This window comes from Mariniphaga sediminis, assembly GCF_003573545.1.
GTDB lineage: Bacteria > Bacteroidota > Bacteroidia > Bacteroidales > Prolixibacteraceae > Mariniphaga > Mariniphaga sediminis.
The window spans coordinates 167229-186840 of the sequence record NZ_QWET01000002.1; the positions used below are offsets into that span (position 1 = coordinate 167229).

Consider the following 19612-nt stretch of genomic DNA (forward strand, 5'->3'; position numbering starts at 1 on the left):
TGTAGGTGAACAACAACTGTTTCGCTGAACAAAACTTGAAGGAGTGATGATATTTGATAATAAATACGAAAGAAAAACAAAATTTTTTGACTATGGCGCCTAACAAACCAAAGATAATAAAGGATTACAATAAGCTCGACAAAGATTTACAGGAACAGATAAAACTGGTTTACTCTGAAGGCTTTGCAGAAAACCTCATCCATTTTTTCGACAAAAACGGCATCAAAGTAACAGCCCTGCCATTTGAAACCGAAGACAAATACTATATGCTCCGGATGACCGAGAATGAAGCCATTCAGATTGTGGATGAGGACGAAGATTTTGACGAAGATGGTTTTCTGAAGGACGAAGTCAAGCAGGACTACGAAGATAAGTACGCTGATTTAGACCACGTGGCAGACCAGATTTCTGACGATGACGGGGGTGACGATGACGATTAAATCCGTTTTCGCACCACACCGCCTCCCAATCCCAACCGGTTGATAATGGTTATTTTAAGACAATAACTCCTTCACTTTTGCAGCAACGTCAGCCCCTTCTGCTTTCCCGGCCAGTTCTTTTGTGGCTAAACCCATTACTTTCCCCATGTCTTTCATAGAAGATGCACCGGTTTTCTCGATAATGGCTTTTATCACGTTGACAAGCTCTTCTCCGGAAAGTTTTTCAGGCAGGTATTGTTCATAAACGGCTACTTGTACCATCTCCTCATTAAAAAGCTCCTCCCTGCCCTGCTCTTTATAAATGGCCGCAGAGTCGGTACCCTGTTTGGCCAGTTTGGCAATAATTTTCAGCGACTCCTCATCGGTTAGTTCTGAGCCGGCTCCTTTAGCAGCCCGGGCTTCAATCATTACCTTCTTGATGTTTCTTAAGGCTTCCAGCTTCGCTTTTTCACGGGCTTTCATCGCTGCCTTTAAATCGTTGTTAATTTGTTCAAAAAGTGACATATCCTTCTATTTTTTATATTAATCAACCTGTCCGTGAAGGTATGAATTTTTATCGGTCAGTTTATTTTCACTGGTAACTGAATAATTGGAAAGTTTTTTCTTGTACTTCGGGTCGTTCATTCGTAACTGCCGCCGTTTATAAGCCGGAATATTTTCCAGTTCATCCAGATCTTCATCCGAGGCAGAAGCAAAGTCCATCCGCGAATTATCGGTCGAGCTTTTGCGTTCTTTCATTGTTTTGGGATACAACACTTCAAACTCCAAATCCTCTTCCTGTGTCTCTTCTGTACCGTTAAAATGAAATGTTGTCTGATCTGTGGCTACCGTGCTTTTCGTTGAAACAGGCACAGCAGGTTTCACCGGCTGCTTCTCTTCCACATCCTCTTTTAATTGATGGGTTTCTTTTTCCATTTTTCTTTCACCCGTAAATTCAGCAATGGAACTCTTACCAAACCCGGTTGCAATGAGAGTGACTGAAATTTCCTCTCCAAGACTTTCATCTTTTCCGTTTCCCCAAATGAGGTCGGCTTCAAAACCTGCTTTATTCTGAAGGTAATCCGTAATTACTCCCACTTCATCCATTGTTACCTCCTGAGTCCCGGAAGTAATATTGAGTAAAATATTCTTTGCTCCACGAATATCATTGTTATTGAGCAACGGCGAGTTGAGCGCTTTCTCAACCGCTTCGGCAGCCCGGTCTTTTCCACTGGCAATGCCTGTTCCCATCAGTGCCAGCCCACTTTTACGCATCACGGTTTCCACATCAGCAAAATCGACGTTAATATACCCCGGTACGGTAATTATTTCTGCAATCCCCTTAGCCGCGGTAGCCAGCACATTATCGGCTTTTGAAAACGCTTCCGAGATTCCAAAATCCCCGTACATTTCGCGAATCCTTTCATTATTTATTATCAGCAAAGCGTCCACATGTTTCTCCATCTCGGAAATTCCTTCCACCGCCTGCTTTATTCTGCGCTTCCCTTCATTCCGGAACGGAATGGTAACAATACCCACGGTAAGATACCCCTGCGCGTTGCAGGCCTCGGCAATAACCGGTGCTCCTCCGGTGCCCGTGCCACCTCCCATTCCCGCAGTAACAAACACCATTTTGGTTTTTTGCGAAAGCGCCTGCTTTACATCCTCAATGTTTTCAAGTGCCGCCTGTTTTCCCACCTCTGGTTTATTTCCGGCACCACGTCCTTCGGTAAGCGCCGATCCCAACTGAACTTTTATTGGAACCGGGCTGGCTTCCAACGCCTGCGCATCGGTATTACAAACAACAAAATCCACATCGTGAATTCCTTGTTTAAACATATAATTTAAAGCATTTCCGCCACCGCCGCCAACACCAACAACTTTTATCGCAGCGCCCGTATTTTCCGGTAAACTAAAATTAGCCATCTTCTCTGTCATCTCGTTGTTTTTTCAGGTTAAACTCATATTATCCCTCCAACGGCTGATCATCATCTTCAAACAACCTGCCGAGTCTGAAATTTTTGTAAAACCAGCTATCAATACTTCCCTGGTTCACAGGCTCATCAGCTTTTGCTCTTTTCTTTCTCACTTTTCTTTTTTTCGAAACCGGAATTTCCTCCCTGTCTCCTTTTCCACTTTTGGAACCAACTGAACCGGCAACTATCTTCCTTCCATTTCCTTCCATCTCCATTTCGAAAACCATCTCTGCCGGCTCCATTTCTTTGGAATCGACAGATTCTTCCAACAGGGCGGTCTCATTTTCTTTCTCCTCTTCCAAATTAAATTTTTCAGGCTCTTCTTTGGGTTGAAGTAACTGGTTCGGATTGGTTTTAAAACCGGTAGCCAGGATAGTGACACTCACATTCTCTCCCAAATTCTCGTCGTACCCATTCCCCCAAATAATGTCGGCCTCCTGCCCTGCCCGTTCCTGCAAGGTTTCAATAATTTCACCAATCTCACCAATGGTGATTTCATCTTTACCCGAGATAATATTGAGCAAAATATTTTTTGTTCCGTAAATATCGTTGCTGTCAAGCAGGGGCGACTCAAGTGCCTCGTTCACTGCTTTAATAGACCTCCCTTCTCCGGAAGACAAACCAGTGCCCATTATAAAAACATGGCTGTCGTGCATAACGGTGTATACATCCGTAAAATCAATATTTACATTCCCGTGAAGGGTAATGATTTCTGCCACCCCTTTCACAGCAGTGGCCACAATGTTATCGGCCATTTTAAAAGCCTTGCGGGCAGGCAGATCACCAAAAATGCTGTGAAGCCTCTGGTTGCTTACCACGAGCATACTGTCAACAAAACCACCCAGCTTTTTAATACCTTCCATGGCCTGCCCAAATCTTTTTTTGCCTTCGGCCGGGGAAGGTACCGTTACCACAGCAATGGTAAGAATACCGAGTTCACGGGCAAGTCCGGCAATTACAGGCGCCGCACCAGTTCCGGTACCGCCTCCCATTCCGGCTGTAATAAAAAGCATTTTGGTGTTTTCCTGCAGTACGTTTTTAATATCTTCATAATTTTCACGGGCAGCCTCTTCTCCCATTTGCGGAAGATTGCCGGCGCCTCGTCCTTCGGTGAGGGTGACCCCAAGCTGTATTTTTACCGGCACCGGGCTGTTCTCCATTGCCTGGGCATCGGTATTACAAATGATAAAATCAACGCCGGTAATTCCCTCTTCAAACATATGACTGACCGCATTGCAGCCACCTCCACCCACTCCAATCACTTTTATGATGGAAGATGAAGCTTTTGGAAATTGAAAGTTTACTAGTTCGGTCATATCGTCATTTTTTAATTGAGTGCAACATCGTCGTCGTCGTCAACATAATCGAGGACTCCTTGAACGACACCTTTAAACCAGGGTGAAAACCTGCTTTCCTTTTTCTTTTTTACTACTTTTTTCTTCTCCTTCGGAGCTGGTTCAGCTTTCTCCAGCACCATTCTCAACATCCCCAATGCTGTCAGGTAATCTGAATTCACAAAGTCTTTCGGTTTATTCACTGGTCTGAATACCGGGAATGCTTGCCGGGCATCCATTCCGGTACGAAATTTTACCAGCGAAACCAGGTTATTTAATCCGGCCGTTCCTCCGGAAATAACGATTCCCGATCCCAATTGATCGGCAATACCCGATTTTTCAACCTGAAAATAAACACTGTCGATAATCTCTTCCATACGGGCCTGAATAATAAAAGCAAGGCTCCGGAATGAGATTTCCTTGGGTTCCCAGCCATTATGCCCCGGAATGGTCACTACTTTCCGGTCGTCGGCAAAGTCGCCCAACGCCTGTCCGTACTGAACCTTCAGTTGTTCAGCCCATTTGGGAAGGATAGAACACCCTTCTTTAATATCCCGGGTAATTACGTCACCCCCAAAAGGGATGATAGCCGTATGAATCATTGTTCCTTCATGATACACTGCCAGTTTGGTGGTTCCGGCGCCAATGTCGAGCAAAATAGCGCCCATTTCTTTTTCATCATCTGACAGGGCAGCTTCTCCCGCAGCAAGGGGCGACAAGATTACGTCTCCCATTTCCACGCCGTTTTTGCTCAGCACGCGACTAAAGTTAGTCAAATGAATTTCAGGAACAGTTATCAGTTTGAAAGTGGCTTCAATCTTCTTTCCTGTAATTCCTACCGGGCTAAGGTCGGAAACTTCTCCATCAATAATATACATCTGCGGAATGATGTGAAGAATTTTGAAATCCTGCTCCACCTGCAGGTTTTGGGCCTCCCTGAAAAGCTCATCCACATCAAACTGGGTAACCACCCCTTCGCCTGAAGTAAACCGGTAGCCTTTATGTTCAAATATTTTCATGGGCTGACCGGCATATGCTATGTGAACTTTCGAAATCTCTCCCTCAATCTGCTGCTGGATTTCTTCCAGTACCTGTTCGACCGAAGAAGCGGCTTCGTCAATATTCAGCACAACACCTCTTTTAATTCCTTTAACCGGCGCTTTTGCCGCCCCCAGAATTTCAACTTTACCCTCCTGGTTTTTCTGCCCGGCGAAGGCTGCCAGTTTAGATGTGCCCACATCGATTACTACTGAAAAATTTGTTTTTGAAGCCATGTTTATCTTTTTTTCGCTATTACCTGATTTTTATATTTCACACTTATTGTCTGGTATTTATCCCAGTTATTCCGTACCATTACCTGTTCATAAAAAGCCTTCATATTTCTTAGCTTTTCCGGGTAATTATCCAGCGTTCCCAACTCAATGAGGTGATCGCCAACAAGAGGAGTCAGCAACAAATTACCGTCCCGCTCCACGTGTACCTGTTCAACCTGCGCCTTCCAAAACGGATTGTCTTCAATAAAAAGGATAAAAGGCAGCAGTTTTTCTTTTGCAAACTGTTCTGAAAAGTACCCGGTGGCCACCAAAACGTTGGCCGTGTAACTGGATGAAACAGGAATTTGTTCCCCCTCCTTATCAAGGTAATAATTTCCTGCTGACGACATAATCCGCACTGCTGGTTCCCGATGTCTTATCCGCACACCCAAAATCCCTTTGTAAGAGGTACTGTCTTTTGCAATCACTTTGTAAACCTCCGCTTTCAGGATTGCCTGGTGTTTCTCCACCTCCTTTTCTATAAAATCGGCATTTATTTGTCGTAATTCCCTTCCAATAAGCTGGTCGTCCGCCGCCCTGACCAACCGGGTAATTTCACTTTCACTTATTTTTATTAACTCATTTTTTCTGAATTCAACCTGAATATTGCGGCATGTCACATTCCTGCTTTCCTTTGAAGAAAAGGACAGTGTAACCACGATAAACGCGATCAACAACAGGTAACCTACAAATTTCAGTGACTTTCGCAACATTAGCTTTTACTTTTTAATACTTCTGTTATTTGATTTGCAATTCCGTCAATATCCCCGGCACCCAGGGTAATTACGATCTCCGTAGGCCTTTCCCTTAATAACTCCGGCACTTCACTTTTTTCAACCAGAAACTTCTTTTCTGTCTTCATTTTTTCAAAAATCAATGCAGAAGAGACTCCGGGTATTGGTTCCTCGCGAGCCGGGTAAAGCGGCACCAGTACAGCTTCGTCCAGTAAATCAAGACTGGCGGCAAATTCGGCCGCAAAATCACGGGTACGCGAATAAAGGTGCGGCTGAAAAATACCCGTTATCTTCCGGTTTGGGTACAACGCTTTCAACGAATTAATTACAGCCGAAAGCTCTGCCGGGTGATGGGCATAATCGTCGATGTAAACCTGGTTTTCGCTCTTGTACCTGACATCGAACCGGCGCACTACTCCCTGGTAATCTTCCAGTCCGTTTTTAATATCGTCGGCAGAAGCTCCCGCGAGCAAAGCCAGCGCTGAAGCAGCCACTGCATTTTCCACATTCACCAGTCCCGGATAATTCAACCTGCAATGGGCAATGATTCCATCGGGCGACTTCAAATCGAAACAATAATATCCTCCTTCTTCACTCAAATGCAAATTTTGAGTAGTAAAGTCGGCATCCTCTTTCAGCGAGTAAGTAAATACCTGTGCACTTGTTTTTTGTGTATCCAACTCTACTCCTTTTTTCACTACCAGTTTTCCGCCCGGTTTTATCTGGGAAATAAATTTTCCGAACGATTCCTGAATTTTTGCTTTGTCGCCGTAAATATCAAGGTGGTCGGCATCCAGTGAAGTTACCAGCGCCAGTTGTGGTTCCAGGTGCAGAAACGACCGGTCAAACTCATCCGCTTCGGCTACAATCCAGGGTGAATTTTCAGGAGGCAGCAATAAATTGCTCCCAAAATTTTTTGAAATTCCTCCCAAAAAGGCTCCACATCCGGCTTCTGATTTTTGAAGAATGGTAGCCGTCATGGTGCTTACGGTTGTTTTTCCATGGGTACCGGCCACAGCAATACAGCTTTTTTCATTACAAACAAGTCCGAGCACCTTGGCGCGTTTTAACAATCCAATAGGTTTTTCCCGGAACCAGGTAAGCTCACCATGATCGTGTGGCAGCGCCGGTGTAAAAACAGCAAGTGTCTCTTCAGGATTCCAACTGGAAGGAATCTTCCGGATGTCGTCTTCATAATGCACATCAATTCCCTCGGCCTGCAAGGCGTCGGTAAGTGCGGTGCGGGTTCGGTCATAGCCGGCCACATTCCTGCCCGAAAACTTAAAGTAACGGGCAAGCGCACTCATTCCAATCCCCCCGATTCCGAGGAAATACACATTCTTTATATTTCGAAGGTTATTTGTCATTTCAATAACTTTTCTACCTCATCTACAATATGCTGCGTAGCTTTTGGCCGTGCCAGCAGTTTTATATTCTTTGAAAATTCGTTATGCTCCTCCGGGGTATTTATCAGCCGGATAGCCTCAGGCAACAATTTTTCGTCTATTTCGCTATCAGGAATCATCAGGGCAGCCCCTTTATCGGCAAGCGCCCGGGCATTCTTAGTCTGGTGATCCTCTGCCACGTTGGGTGAAGGCACCAGAATGGCAGGTTTTCCCACCAGGCAAAGTTCCGAAATAGTTCCGGCACCGGCCCTCGAAATGACCATATCCGCTGCAGCATAGGCCAAATCCATTCGTGAAAGGAACTCATGAATATGCAGATTGGAAGGAATAGCGTCCTTCATTTTATCCATAATCCCGCGATAATAAATGGAACCCGTTTGCCATATCACTTCCACATCCGTATCGGCAATGAGCGGAATATTTTTTAGCATGGCATTATTAACGGACCGTGCGCCCAAACTTCCCCCCACAACAAGTATCACCTTCCCCGGCTTTTTCAGTTTGAAATAATCAAAAGCTTCCTGTTTATTTTCAATCTGTTCCAGTAAACTGGCGCGCACTGGATTCCCGGTCAGCACAATTTTTTGAGAGGGAAAATAACGAGCCATATTTTCGTATGCCACACAAATAGTTTGCACCTTTTTTCCCAATAATTTATTGGTGATTCCCGCATATGAATTCTGTTCCTGAATAAGGGTAGGAACCCCCTTGTTAGCTGCTGCCCGGAGCAGAGGGCCGCTGGCAAAGCCCCCCACGCCGATGGCAATTTGAGGTTTAAATTGATTGATTATTTTTTTTGCCAGCTTATTACTTTTCATTAAACGAACTACAAAAGTGATCATCTTCATCCCCGGTTTCCGTGGGAAACCAGTTACCGGGAGCCCGATAATTTTATACCCGGCAGCCGGGACTTTCTCCATTTCCATGCGGTCCAAAGCGCCCACAAACAAAATCTCAACACCGGGATACCGTCTGCCTATTTCGTTTGCAATGGCCAGGGCAGGAAAAATGTGCCCGCCGGTGCCACCACCGCTTATTATAACCTTTTTTAATTTCATTTATTCATCTCAAAATCCTCATCAGGCATATTCACCTGAATCGGAGGTTTTTGTATTTCGCTATTTATTTGATTCTGATAACTTACACTCAAAATACATCCAAATGCCACCGACGTAAACAGCAGCGAAGTTCCGCCAAGGCTCACCCATGGCAGCGGCTGCCCGGTTACCGGCAATACTCCGGAAGAAACCCCAATATTAATCATGGCCTGAAATACCAGCATCATGGTAAGCCCCGTAACCAGAAACGCCGGAAATGTCCGGGTGGCCCGGCGCACAATGACGACACTCCGGAAAAAGAAAATCAGATACAGAAACATCACAAAAATTCCGGCCAGTAATCCGTACTCTTCAACGATAATCGCAAAAATAAAATCATTATAAGCAGCCGCCATGTAATTACTCACATCTGATCGGCCCGGGCCTTTTCCAAAAATACCCCCTTCGTAAATGGCCAGTTTGGCGTAATCGGCTTGCGTAATTCCCTGTTCCGAATTGGGATCTCCGTTAATAAACCGGTCAATACGCCCTTTTACCGTGTGAACACGGGCAGGAGCAGAAGGAAACTGGCTGGCCAAAAAATAAGTGAATGCAATAATTCCCACTCCCATTCCTACTACAATAAATAAAAATTTTAGCGGGACCCTGCCCACGAAGAGCATCGTAAAAATGGTTGCAAACAACAGTGCGGAGGTAGAAAAATCGGAAACGAAAATCAATCCGCAGACCACTGCGGCATGGCTGATAATAATTAAAAATGCCTTTTTCAAATCGCCCTTTGATTTTTGGTATTTCCCCAATACTTTGGCAGTAAAAAGGATGAGAGATATTTTTGCCAACTCCGCCGGCTGGAAAGAAATAATCCCCAAATCCAGTGTTCGCCCACTACCGCTTGACAATCCCATAAACTTCATAGCCACCGAAACCAGGAGCAGGCCAATACTAATGTAAACCAGCAGATTGGCAAGAATAGAATAAATTTTAACCGAGAGAAAATTGACCATCACCAGCATAAGCCCGAGTCCTGCTCCAAGGAAAAAAACCTGGCGTACAAGAAAATGCATCGTATTCCCGGATGCTTGTCTGTAAGCCAGCGCTCCTGTCGAACTGTAAACAATTAGCAGGGAAAGCAGCGAGAGTAGCAGCAATACCATCCATATTACGCGGTCGCCCCTGAATATTTTGGATTGAAAAAGCATGATCTACAAGTTCCTTACCTGTTCTTTAAACTGATTTCCACGATCTTCATAATTTTCAAACAAATCGAAACTGGCGCAGGCAGGCGACAGTAACACGGTATCACCATTTCGGGCCAGGTAGTAGGCGGCTTTCACTGCTTCTTCCATACTGGAAGCATCCACCACATTTTTAGCTACGGTATCGAAAGCGGCATGCAACTTCGAATTATCTTTTCCGAGGCAGACAATTGCCTTCACCTTTTCTTTTACCAACGATTTCAACATGGAATAGTCATTTCCCTTGTCAATGCCCCCTGCAATCCATACAACGGGTTTGTGCATACTTTCGAGCGCATACCATGTAGAATTTACATTTGTGGCTTTCGAGTCATTCACAAATTCAATTCCATGCACCCTCAGAAACCGCTCCAGCCGGTGCTCTACCCCCTGAAACCCTGCCAGACTCTCGCGAAGCTGTTCGTTGCGGATTTCAAAAACCATACTGGCAATGCCTGCAGCCATGGAATTGTAAGTGTTGTGTTTTCCCTGTAATGATAAATCCAGAATAGACATACTGAATTGTTTTTGGTTAAAATTTATAATCAATTTTTCGTCTGAGATGCCTGCTCCCGGCTCAACCGGATCTTTTAATCCAAAGGGGATGCAGGCAGCTTTTATCTCTCTTTTCTCTAATTCTTTTTGAATGATTTCATCATCGGAACAACAGATAAAAAAATCATTTTTTGTCTGGTTTTGAATAATGCGAAACTTCGAATCAACATAGTTTTGCATATGGTAACCGTACCGGTCGAGGTGGTCGGGTGTAATGTTGAGCAACACCGCCACATCGGCCTTAAAATCATACATACCATCAAGTTGAAAACTACTCAGCTCAATCACATATATATCGTGCTGTTCATTAGCAACCTGTCCGGCAAAACTTTTTCCTACATTTCCTGCCAGCCCCACATTCAGTCCTGCATTTTTCAGGATGTGATAAGTAAGCAGCGTAGTGGTAGTTTTCCCGTTACTTCCTGTAATACATATTGTTTTAGCGTTTGTATACCTTCCGGCAAATTCAATCTCGGAAATAACCGGAATCCCATTTTTATGCAACTTTTGAATCAGCGGAGCCGTGTCCGGTATTCCGGGACTTTTTATGACGGTTTCGCTTTTTAAAATTTTTTCTTCTGAATGTTGCCCTTCTTCAAACTCAATATGGTGTTGTAAAAGAACGTTTTTGTATTTCTCTTTTATTTTGCCCAGATCGGAAACAAACACAGCAAACCCCTGTTTTTGCGCCAGGATGGCTGATCCCAATCCGCTTTCGCCTGCTCCCAATATGACAACACTTTTTTTCAAACTACCTGACTTTTAAGGTTACCACTGTTAGAACTGCCAGAATGATCCCTACAATCCAGAAACGGGCAACAATCTTTGCTTCGTGAATGCCCTTCTTCTGATAATGATGGTGAATGGGACTCATTAAAAATACCCGGCGTCCTTCGCCGTATTTACGTTTGGTGTATTTAAACCAGGCTACCTGAATAATAACCGACAGGTTTTCAACCAGAAAAATTCCACACAACAACGGAATCAGAATTTCTTTTCTGATAATAACTGAAAAAACAGCCAAAATGCCTCCCAATGCCAGGCTACCTGTGTCGCCCATAAATACCTGGGCCGGATAAGAGTTGTACCATAAAAAACCTACGGTGGCCCCGATAAATGCAGATACAAAGATGGTAAGTTCACCCACATTGGGGATGTACATGATGTTGAGGTAATCAGAATAAATAACGTTCCCGCTCACGTAAGCCAAAATCCCCAGAGTAGCCCCGCTAATGGCCGAGGTTCCGGTAGCCAGCCCGTCGAGGCCGTCAGTTAAATTAGCTGCGTTGGAAACTGCGGTAATAATTAATATGATGGCCAAAGCATAAATTACCCATTTGAGCCACGAAGCGGCATCTCCTGCAAATGCTACCAGCCATTCATAATCAAATTCATTCTTTTTAATAAACGGAATAGTGGTTTTGGTCGATTTTACATCCTCAGTCACATACTGCAATCTCTGCTGCCCGGTTTCCGGATCCACTACAATCTCACGCAAATCGGTACCCGTAGGACTTTGCACATTCTCTCTTACTTTCACATCATCGCTCAGAAAAAGGGTGGCCGCCACAAACAATCCCAGGCTCACCTGTCCCAATATTTTGAACTTTCCTGCGAGCCCCTGTTTGTTTTTCATGAATACCTTAATGTAGTCGTCGATAAAACCAATAAGCCCCAGAAAAGCGGTGGTGATGAGCATGAGCAGAATATAAACATTATCGAGCCGGGCAAAAAGCAGCGTAGGCAGAATAATGGCAAACAGGATGATTAACCCTCCCATGGTGGGGGTTCCTTTTTTTTGCACCTGCCCTTCCAAACCAAGGTCACGCACCTCTTCACCAATTTGCTTTCGCTGCAGAAGGCGGATCATTTTTTTACCAAAGGCGGTGGTTATGAAAAGCGACAAAATAATGGCCGCCCCCGACCGGAACGAAATGTACTGAAACATCCCCACTCCGGGGATATTGGTATCGGCTAGCCATTCATACAAATAATACAGCATATCTTTCTAATCGTTAATCATCAATCCCAAAACATTTTTTTATCTCTTCCACATCGTCAAAATGATGCTTCACCCCATTTACATCCTGGTAATTTTCATGCCCTTTTCCGGCAATCAGAATAATATCTCCCGGCTGCGCAAGCAAGGATGCCGTTTTAATGGCTTCCCTTCTGTTTTCAATTGAAACAACCTTGTTTTTATATAGAGTTTCCACACCGGCTTCCATGTCACGGATAATTTGCGCCGGGTTTTCAGTCCGCGGATTGTCTGAAGTCAGAATAACCTTGTCGCTACCCAAAACAGCTTCTTTCGCCATCTCGGGGCGCTTGGTTTTATCCCGGTCGCCTCCGGCGCCAACTACAGTAATAACCTGCTCCTTTCCTGTCCGGATACCTGAAATAGCTACCAAAACATTTTTCAATGCGTCGGGTGTGTGGGCATAATCCACGATGGCAAGCTTTCCGTCAACACTCCGGATGGATTCAAACCGCCCTTTTACCGGTTCGAGATTACTAATATGTGTAAGCACCTCCCCGGCATCCTGTCCCAGGTTCACCGCAACGGCATAAACCGCCAGCAGGTTAGACGCATTGAACTTCCCCACAAAACGGGTCCATACCTCCTGGCCCTCCAGGTTAAGCAGCATGCCGTTAAAATGAGTTTCAAGCACTTTACACCGGAAGTCTGCCATTGCCCGGTTGGAGTAGGTTATTTTCCGTGCCTCTGAATTTTGCACCATCACCAATCCGTTTTTATCATCGATGTTGGTCAGGGCAAAAGCCTCAGAAGGGAGTTGGTCGAAAAACCGTTGTTTTGCCCGGATATATTCTGCAAACGTCTTATGATAGTCGAGGTGATCGTGCGTAATATTGGTAAACACACCGCCGGAAAACTCAATGCCGGCAATCCGTTGCTGATGAACTGAATGTGAGCTCACTTCCATGAAACAGTATGCACAGCCGGCATCTGCCATTTGTGCCATCAACTGCTGAATTTTTAATGCATCGGGCGTAGTGTGCGACGCTGTTTCTTCGGTTTCGTTTATCCGGTAAGAAATAGTGGAAATAAGTCCGGTATTATACCCCAGCTCCCTGAATAACCGGAACAGCAAGGTAGCAATGCTTGTTTTTCCGTTGGTGCCGGTAATGCCTATTACCTTCATTTTGCGGGAAGGGAAACCATAAAATGCCGATGCCAGCAGCCCCGTTACCTGAATGGTATCAGCCACTTTCACAAACACACTATTTTCGGGCATTTTATCAACCGGAAACTCTTCGCAAAAAATAACGGAAGCTCCGCTTTCCAAGGCTGCCGGAATAAACCGGTGCCCGTCGACATGGATGCCACGCTGGGCAACAAAAGCAGTGCCCGGCTGTACCTTTCGCGAATCAAACTCAACAGCTTTTACCTCCGGGTTTGCATCCCCGCGAACCTCTAAATAATCAATATGTTTCAGCAGTTCTTCTAACTTCATTTTTAACCTAATGTAAGATATACCTGTGCCCCCCGGGAAAAAGCGGCCCCCGGTTGCAACGATTGTGATTTTACTTTGCCAATCCCATCAATTCTCACCCGTAGCCCTGCATTTTCAAGAATAAAAATGGCATCGCTGGCTCCCATTCCCCGCACATCGGGAACTTTTCCCTCCGGAATTTCCAGCTCATCGAGAACCAGTCCGTTGTCTGACTTTTTAACGGTAACCAGCGGGGTAACCGGCTTACCGGTTATATTCCGAATGTTCAATTCCTCTGCAATGCGGATAATATTTTCAGAACCTCCCTTTTTAATTTCAGGAAAAACCGGAGCTTCCGGATTTTCGGGATCTTCCTCCGGCTCTTTAAAGAGACTCCGAATGGCATACACCCGCTCGGCAATTTCTTTAAAAACCGGTCCGGCAACCGATCCTCCGTAATAGGCGCCTCCGCGTGGATTATTTATGGTTACAATGATTGAATATTCCGGATCGTCAGCAGGAAAATATCCGGCAAACGAAGCAAGGTACATTCCTTTCTGGTATCCTCCCTGTCCGGTAGCCACCTGGGCTGTTCCTGTTTTTCCGGCAATTTTAAACCACGGATTCCGCAGTGAACGCCCGGTTCCGTTTTCGCAAGCTCCTTCCAGCATCTTTTGTGCCTGCCCTACCGTTTCACTGGTGGCAATCATAGGGTTCAACACTTCCGGCTTAAACTCTTTAACCAGCACCCCATTCTCTCTTATTTCTTTCACAAGCCGGGGTTTCAACATCTTCCCATTATTGGCCACAGCATTGTAAAAAGTCAATACTTGCAGTGGTGTCATTTTCGATTCATATCCGTATGACATCCAGGCCAGTGTGGTTCCCCACCAGTCGGAATCGCCCGGGTACTTAAAAAATGGTTGGCCCTCGCCTTTTATTTCCAGGCCAAGTGGCTTATTCAACCCAAACCCGTAAATGCGATCCACAAATTTTTTCGGATTTCCTTCGTAAGCAGAGATGATAATTTTAGCCACCCCTACGTTGGAAGACTTTTCAAAAATTTGTTTTACAGTCATTTCTCCGTGACCACCATAACGGTAGTCACTGTCGTAAATAGTGCGTCCGCGGTATTTCCACACACCACTTCCGGTATCGTATACATCACTGGTATCAATTATTCCGTCTTCCATGGCAGCCATCAACGAAACAAGTTTGAAGGTAGAGCCCGGTTCGTAACACCCCTGGTTGCCTAATGCATAATTGTAATTTTCGGCATATTCACCATTTTCTTTTCCCAGGTTGGCAATCGCCTTAATTTCCCCGGTTTTCACCTCCATGAGGATAGCTGTTCCCCAATCGGCGTCATTCTTTTCCAGGTTTCGCCGCAGGGCACTTTCCGTAATATCCTGCATTTTTACATTAATGGTAGTAAAAATGTCCATTCCATCTTGTGGCTCAATCTCAGTGCGCGTTACCCATCTTCCCGAAAGGTTTTCGCGGTAGCTGATACCTTCTTTCCCTTTGAGGTACTGTTCGTAAGCGCCTTCCAATCCGGTGTAACCGATGTTACCATGCACCCCGCCGTACGCCCCTTTATTAAGGTCACCAATGGTACGAAGGGCCAAAGACCCCAATGGGGCAACCCGTTGATTCTCCTGCTCAATGATCATTCCGCCGCCAAAACGCCCCCTGCGCAGAATAGGGAACTTTTTGATTTGTTTAAGCTCCTGAAAATCGACCTTACGCGGAGTAAGCATAAACCCCCGGTTTTTTGCCCGATAGGCAGCATTCAGTCTTCTGTTGTATTCGGCTCTTGAGGCATCCTTAAAAAACCGGGAAAGATAATATGCCAGCGAATCACTTTCTTCGCTGTACACCCGTTTTACTCCTTCAGCAGCCAGGTCAATTCGCACATAATATCCGGGAACAGAAGTAGCCAACACACTCCCGTCTTCGGCACAAATATTTCCACGGTTCGGATCAATTGTAACCGTATTCTCTTTCAGATTTTTTGCAATCTTTTCCCAGCGTTCATTTTTAATCTGCTGTACGGAAATCATCTTAAAAATCACCACCATCCCGAATAACATCAGGAAAAAGTAGAGAATTGCTATGCGTGATACTATTGATTTTCTGATTTCCATTCTGCTTTACTTTTTGGGAACGATGATTTTTTGCGGTGGCCTCACCGTTTCTTCCAACTCTATTCCGGCCTGCTGCACTTTTTCCAATACTTCCGACGGCCTGCTGGCATCCATCAGTTTTGCCGACATGGTAATCGACTCGGAACGTAACTCATCTAGCGTATCCTGAACTATCTCAATTTGCCGGATGGTTCGTTCCGACCAGTTACGGTTTGTAATGAGCCCCAACGCAAAAAATGCCAACAATCCCAGAAACGGCAATTGCTGGGTAAACCGGTCATCGGTGAGGATAGTCCCCCCGAGAAACGATTTCATTCCGCCTTTTTTTCTGCTATTTCCCGTTTTTTCTGCCATATTATATCTTTTCAGCAATACGTAATTTTGCACTCCGTGCCCTCACATTACGTTCTATCTCATCCGGCTGCGGAGTAATTACCTTTCTGTTTATTAACAGAAAAGGACTTTTTACATTTCCATAAAAATCTTTTTCAACCTTTCCTTCAAAATTTCCTGACTTCATAAAATTCTTACAAATCCGATCTTCCAGGCTGTGGTAGGTAATTACCGCTAACCTTCCTCCCGGTTTAATAAAATCAAGAGTAGCCTGCAAAAAATCCTTCAATGCCTCCATTTCATCATTCACCTCGATACGAAGCGACTGAAACACCTGCGCCAGGTATTTATTCTCATTCCCACGGGGAGCGTGGTGTGAAACAATCTCCTTCAGTTGTTCGGTTGTTTTTACCGGCTGCCGGTTTCTCTCTTTCAATATCTCCTGAACTAACCTTCCCGCATTCTTTATTTCGCCATACATTTTAAAAATAAAGACCAGTTGTTCGGCACTGTAACTGTTAATTACCTGTGCTGCATCAAGGGTTGCATTCCGGTTCATTCGCATATCGAGGTCCCCGTCAAAACGAAAGGAGAACCCACGGTCAGGCACATCAAAGTCGTGAGAGGATACACCCAGATCGGCAAAAATGGCATCCACCGACTCAACATTATAAAACCGCAGGAAATTACGGAGGTACCTGAAATTATGCCGTATAAAAAAAAGCCGGTCATCGTGTATCACATTGCCGGCAGCATCCTCATCCTGGTCGAAGGCAAACAGCCGCCCGTTGCCCAGTTGTTGCAGGATGAGCCGGGAGTGACCTCCCCCACCGTAGGTGGCGTCGACCACCTGCGCGCCGGGAAACAAATTCAACCCCTGAATGCTTTCTCCCGGCATCACCGGTATGTGATACGGGTTAGTCATTATTCCGTTGTTCTACTCTTTCTTTTCTCTTTAAACCGCCGGGCAAAAGTTGCTTTGTCCATGCGTTGACTTTCGTAAACATCTACATCCCACATCCGGATGGAAAGCCCCATTCCAATCAACCGCACATTCTTTTTCAGTTTCCCGTAACTGAAGTAGTCGGAAGGAATATTGATGCGCCCGTTGGCCGCCATTCCCACTTTGATAAAATTTTCGTAGAAAAACTGAAGAAATTCATCGTCCTCTTCGTCAAACGGGTCGAGTGTGCTCTTGAAAGCAGCTACCCTGTCTTTCCAAAACCGTTCGGGGTAAATATCAAGACAATCCTTGAACAAATTTCGCTCAATAACCAGGGACTCCAGCGCCAGTTCACCCATCTCCTTTTTGAAGGCAGAAGGAAGCACAATGCGTCCTTTATCATCGATGGTTGCGTTATATGTTCCTGTAAATTCTGTCATTTTTGCGAAAAAGCATTGTTCGTCGAGGTAAAAGTAAGAATTTATTCCAAAATATTCCACTTCATTCCACTTTATTCCACTACACTCCCCTGGATATATTTGTTGAAAAAATGTTGATGATCTGTTCAAAAACTTTTCATTTCCACATGCACAAATAAACCAACGAACACATTTACAGTAAATTATTTTCAACAACCCATTTTTCAACACCCGTTAATAACTCCTGTTTAGCTTGTCCAAAACCGTTAAAAAGAATTACTTAAAGGTTAAGATGTAGAGGAAAAACAAAAAAATTCATCTTAAAAGCCGGAAATGATTTCCTATTCCCTTTACTTTGTTCCCGATTTTTATTTAATTGCATAAAAAACGACAGTGAAAAAAGGCATAATAACTGATTTTAAACCCATAAATATCAGGGAATTATTCGCATCAAAGAGCCCTGCACTGGCCCCAATAATACCCGGATTTGTTTACCGGTACTTTAACCGTATTATGCACATTGATTTTGTAAACGACCTGCTGAAAAGGCACGGACATTTAACAGGTAGCGACTTTGTTGATCAGGTAGTTACCGAATTCAACGTAAAGGTGCATCTTTACGGATTGGAAAACATCCCTGAATCAGGACGCTTCATTTTTGCCAGCAACCATCCGCTGGGTGGATTCGATGGCATGCTTCTGCTAAAAACAGTAGATGAAAAACTTGGAAACCCGAAATTTCTGAGCAATGACGTTTTGCTAGCCATTCCCCAACTGCGGGATTTGTTTGTTCCCGTAAACAAACATGGAGGACACAGCCGCATGGCTGCAATGCTGTTAAATGAGGCCTACAACTCTGACGCACAAATCCTTATTTTTCCCTCAGGATTAGCATCCAGAAGAATCAAGGGAAAAATTATTGATTTGGAATGGAAGAAGCACTTTATTACCAAGGCCGTCCAATACAAACGCGATGTTATTCCGGTTTTTGTTGGGGGCCGGAACTCAAATCGGTTTTACAGGCTGGCCAATCTTCGGAAATTCCTCCATATTAAATGGAACCTTGAAATGTTCTTTTTGCCGGACGAAACCATGCGGCATCGCAATACCGATGTGCACATTTATTTTGGCAAACCAATCCCTTATTCCACCTTCGATCGCTCCAAAACACACCAGCAATGGGCAGAATGGGTAAAAGAAAAAGCCTACCAACTACCTGGCATTATGGCTAATACAAATTAATAGGTGAGAGCAGATTCATTGTAATTCAATTTTTTTAATTTTGCACTCCGTTTTCATTTAAAAGATGACTTAATGAAAGATATTGTTGCACCGCTTCCTAAGGAACAGATTATTGCCGAGCTGACGCCCGACAGATTGCTGAGAAAAACAAACAAAGGAGGGAATGAAATTTATGTGGTAACCCACCACAATTCGCCTTCTGTGATGCATGAAATTGGCCGTTTGCGAGAACTGACCTTCAGAGACGCTGGTGGCGGCACCGGAAAGGACACCGACATCGACAATTACGACACAGCAGAATACCCCTACAAACAACTAATAGTTTGGGACCCTGAAGCCCAGGAAATTCTTGGCGGATACCGGTACATGCTTTGCGGGGAAGTGCCCGTTGACGCCAACGGAGAGGTTCAGATGGCCACTTCGAGGCTATTTCATCTTTCTGAAAAATTTATAAAAGAATATTTGCCGCACACCCTGGAGTTGGGGCGTTCTTTTGTTCAGCCAGCCTACCAGTCGAGTAAAGCAGGAGCCAAAGCGCTTTTCGCTCTCGATAACCTGTGGGATGGATTGGGGGCATTGACAGTCGATCATTCAGAAATCGAATATTTCTTCGGGAAAGTTACCATGTATTCCCATTTTCACAACGAAGCCCGGAACCTGATTCAATACTTCTTTAAAAAATACTTCCGCGACAAGGAGAATCTTGTGTACCCGAAAAATCCGGTAGAATTTAACTACGATGAAGAGGCAATGAAATCTGTTTTTACCGGGCAGGACTACAGTGAAGACTACCGTATTCTGACGCAGGCCGTACGGCGATTTGGCGAAAATGTACCGCCGCTGATAAATGCGTACATGAACCTCTCACCATCGATGAAAACGTTTGGAACTGCTACGAATGAGAAATTCGGAGGAGTACTTGAAACCGGAATTATCGTTACGCTTAAAGATATTTATGAGGTGAAGTACGATCGCCACATCGAAACGTATATCCAGAACAAGGAAAACGACGAATGGGGCACGCCGGAATAACCTGATTATTT

General features: G+C 44.7%; 18 protein-coding genes. 3 read left to right on the plus strand and 15 right to left on the minus strand.

Annotated elements, in window-relative coordinates:
* Positions 1–92 precede the first annotated feature (92 nt).
* Positions 93–440 carry a hypothetical protein gene (locus D1164_RS03020; protein WP_119348464.1) on the plus strand — a complete coding sequence of 116 codons (348 nt, stop codon included), beginning with the start codon at positions 93–95 and terminating at the stop codon, positions 438–440.
* A gap of 54 nt (positions 441–494) precedes the next feature.
* On the opposite strand, the gene D1164_RS03025 is transcribed toward D1164_RS03020, so the two are convergent.
* The 15 genes from D1164_RS03025 to D1164_RS03095 are packed head-to-tail and all read right to left on the minus strand — an operon-like array spanning position 495 to position 17477.
* Positions 495–944 (minus strand): GatB/YqeY domain-containing protein, encoded by a 450-nt coding sequence (locus D1164_RS03025; RefSeq protein ID WP_119348465.1) that lies wholly within the window; start codon positions 942–944, stop codon positions 495–497.
* Positions 945–962: 18 nt separating this feature from the next.
* Positions 963–2357 carry a cell division protein FtsZ gene (gene ftsZ, locus D1164_RS03030; RefSeq protein ID WP_119348466.1) on the minus strand — a complete coding sequence of 465 codons (1395 nt, stop codon included), beginning with the start codon at positions 2355–2357 and terminating at the stop codon, positions 963–965.
* Positions 2358–2385: 28 nt separating this feature from the next.
* Positions 2386–3711: a cell division protein FtsZ gene (ftsZ, locus tag D1164_RS03035; protein WP_119348467.1), complete on the minus strand. Its 1326-nt coding sequence runs from the start codon at positions 3709–3711 to the stop codon at positions 2386–2388.
* 11 nt (positions 3712–3722) lie between these two features.
* Entirely contained in the window at positions 3723–5003 is a 1281-nt protein-coding gene (gene ftsA, locus D1164_RS03040; RefSeq protein WP_119348468.1) for a cell division protein FtsA, read from the minus strand.
* 2 nt (positions 5004–5005) lie between these two features.
* A complete protein-coding gene (locus tag D1164_RS03045; protein ID WP_119348469.1) occupies positions 5006–5755 on the minus strand; it encodes a cell division protein FtsQ/DivIB in 750 nt (249 codons plus the stop codon).
* Complete coding sequence (murC, locus tag D1164_RS03050; RefSeq protein ID WP_119348470.1) at positions 5755–7143, minus strand: UDP-N-acetylmuramate--L-alanine ligase; 1389 nt, start codon at positions 7141–7143, stop codon at positions 5755–5757. Before murC ends, D1164_RS03045 begins: the two co-directional genes overlap by 1 nt.
* The gene (gene murG / locus D1164_RS03055; RefSeq protein ID WP_119348471.1) at positions 7140–8240 is read right to left on the minus strand and encodes an undecaprenyldiphospho-muramoylpentapeptide beta-N-acetylglucosaminyltransferase; all 1101 of its coding nucleotides are present in this window, start codon (positions 8238–8240) and stop codon (positions 7140–7142) included. The genes murC and murG overlap by 4 nt, the downstream gene beginning before the upstream one ends.
* A complete protein-coding gene (locus D1164_RS03060; protein WP_119348472.1) occupies positions 8237–9439 on the minus strand; it encodes an FtsW/RodA/SpoVE family cell cycle protein in 1203 nt (400 codons plus the stop codon). Before D1164_RS03060 ends, murG begins: the two co-directional genes overlap by 4 nt.
* Positions 9440–9442: 3 nt before the next feature.
* The gene (gene murD / locus D1164_RS03065; protein WP_119348473.1) at positions 9443–10780 is read right to left on the minus strand and encodes a UDP-N-acetylmuramoyl-L-alanine--D-glutamate ligase; all 1338 of its coding nucleotides are present in this window, start codon (positions 10778–10780) and stop codon (positions 9443–9445) included.
* Position 10781: 1 nt separating this feature from the next.
* A complete protein-coding gene (gene mraY, locus D1164_RS03070; protein WP_119348474.1) occupies positions 10782–12032 on the minus strand; it encodes a phospho-N-acetylmuramoyl-pentapeptide-transferase in 1251 nt (416 codons plus the stop codon).
* Positions 12033–12045: 13 nt separating this feature from the next.
* Positions 12046–13506 (minus strand): UDP-N-acetylmuramoyl-L-alanyl-D-glutamate--2,6-diaminopimelate ligase, encoded by a 1461-nt coding sequence (locus D1164_RS03075; protein ID WP_119348475.1) that lies wholly within the window; start codon positions 13504–13506, stop codon positions 12046–12048.
* Between the two features lie 2 nt (positions 13507–13508).
* Positions 13509–15632, minus strand: coding sequence for a penicillin-binding protein (locus tag D1164_RS03080; protein WP_119348476.1), 2124 nt, complete (start codon positions 15630–15632; stop codon positions 13509–13511).
* 6 nt (positions 15633–15638) lie between these two features.
* Entirely contained in the window at positions 15639–15986 is a 348-nt protein-coding gene (locus tag D1164_RS03085) for an FtsL-like putative cell division protein (RefSeq protein WP_119348477.1), read from the minus strand.
* Between the two features lies 1 nt (position 15987).
* Positions 15988–16890, minus strand: coding sequence for a 16S rRNA (cytosine(1402)-N(4))-methyltransferase RsmH (rsmH, locus tag D1164_RS03090; RefSeq protein ID WP_119348478.1), 903 nt, complete (start codon positions 16888–16890; stop codon positions 15988–15990).
* Positions 16890–17477 carry a division/cell wall cluster transcriptional repressor MraZ gene (locus D1164_RS03095; RefSeq protein ID WP_147372003.1) on the minus strand — a complete coding sequence of 196 codons (588 nt, stop codon included), beginning with the start codon at positions 17475–17477 and terminating at the stop codon, positions 16890–16892. Before D1164_RS03095 ends, rsmH begins: the two co-directional genes overlap by 1 nt.
* Positions 17478–17720: 243 nt before the next feature.
* Between D1164_RS03095 and D1164_RS03100 the strand changes: the two genes are divergently transcribed.
* Positions 17721–18569 carry a 1-acyl-sn-glycerol-3-phosphate acyltransferase gene (locus D1164_RS03100; RefSeq protein ID WP_206610906.1) on the plus strand — a complete coding sequence of 283 codons (849 nt, stop codon included), beginning with the start codon at positions 17721–17723 and terminating at the stop codon, positions 18567–18569.
* A 72-nt stretch (positions 18570–18641) separates the two neighbouring features.
* The gene (locus D1164_RS03105; RefSeq protein WP_119348480.1) at positions 18642–19601 is read left to right on the plus strand and encodes a GNAT family N-acetyltransferase; all 960 of its coding nucleotides are present in this window, start codon (positions 18642–18644) and stop codon (positions 19599–19601) included.
* Positions 19602–19612: the final 11 nt, after the last annotated feature.

What these genes read in the sequence shown, in the direction of transcription:
- D1164_RS03025 (WP_119348465.1), bottom strand. Translation starts at nt 944, where the DNA reads ATGTCACTTTTTGAACAAATTAACAACGATTTAAAGGCAGCGATGAAA.
- ftsA (WP_119348468.1), bottom strand. Translation starts at nt 5,003, where the DNA reads ATGGCTTCAAAAACAAATTTTTCAGTAGTAATCGATGTGGGCACATCT.
- rsmH (WP_119348478.1), bottom strand. Translation starts at nt 16,890, where the DNA reads ATGACTAACCCGTATCACATACCGGTGATGCCGGGAGAAAGCATTCAG.
- D1164_RS03020 (WP_119348464.1), top strand. Translation starts at nt 93, where the DNA reads ATGGCGCCTAACAAACCAAAGATAATAAAGGATTACAATAAGCTCGAC.
- D1164_RS03080 (WP_119348476.1), bottom strand. Translation starts at nt 15,632, where the DNA reads ATGGAAATCAGAAAATCAATAGTATCACGCATAGCAATTCTCTACTTT.
- ftsZ (WP_119348466.1), bottom strand. Translation starts at nt 2,357, where the DNA reads ATGACAGAGAAGATGGCTAATTTTAGTTTACCGGAAAATACGGGCGCT.
- D1164_RS03085 (WP_119348477.1), bottom strand. Translation starts at nt 15,986, where the DNA reads ATGGCAGAAAAAACGGGAAATAGCAGAAAAAAAGGCGGAATGAAATCG.
- murG (WP_119348471.1), bottom strand. Translation starts at nt 8,240, where the DNA reads ATGAAATTAAAAAAGGTTATAATAAGCGGTGGTGGCACCGGCGGGCAC.
- mraY (WP_119348474.1), bottom strand. Translation starts at nt 12,032, where the DNA reads ATGCTGTATTATTTGTATGAATGGCTAGCCGATACCAATATCCCCGGA.
- D1164_RS03105 (WP_119348480.1), top strand. Translation starts at nt 18,642, where the DNA reads ATGAAAGATATTGTTGCACCGCTTCCTAAGGAACAGATTATTGCCGAG.
- murC (WP_119348470.1), bottom strand. Translation starts at nt 7,143, where the DNA reads ATGACAAATAACCTTCGAAATATAAAGAATGTGTATTTCCTCGGAATC.
- D1164_RS03045 (WP_119348469.1), bottom strand. Translation starts at nt 5,755, where the DNA reads ATGTTGCGAAAGTCACTGAAATTTGTAGGTTACCTGTTGTTGATCGCG.
- D1164_RS03060 (WP_119348472.1), bottom strand. Translation starts at nt 9,439, where the DNA reads ATGCTTTTTCAATCCAAAATATTCAGGGGCGACCGCGTAATATGGATG.
- ftsZ (WP_119348467.1), bottom strand. Translation starts at nt 3,711, where the DNA reads ATGACCGAACTAGTAAACTTTCAATTTCCAAAAGCTTCATCTTCCATC.
- D1164_RS03075 (WP_119348475.1), bottom strand. Translation starts at nt 13,506, where the DNA reads ATGAAGTTAGAAGAACTGCTGAAACATATTGATTATTTAGAGGTTCGC.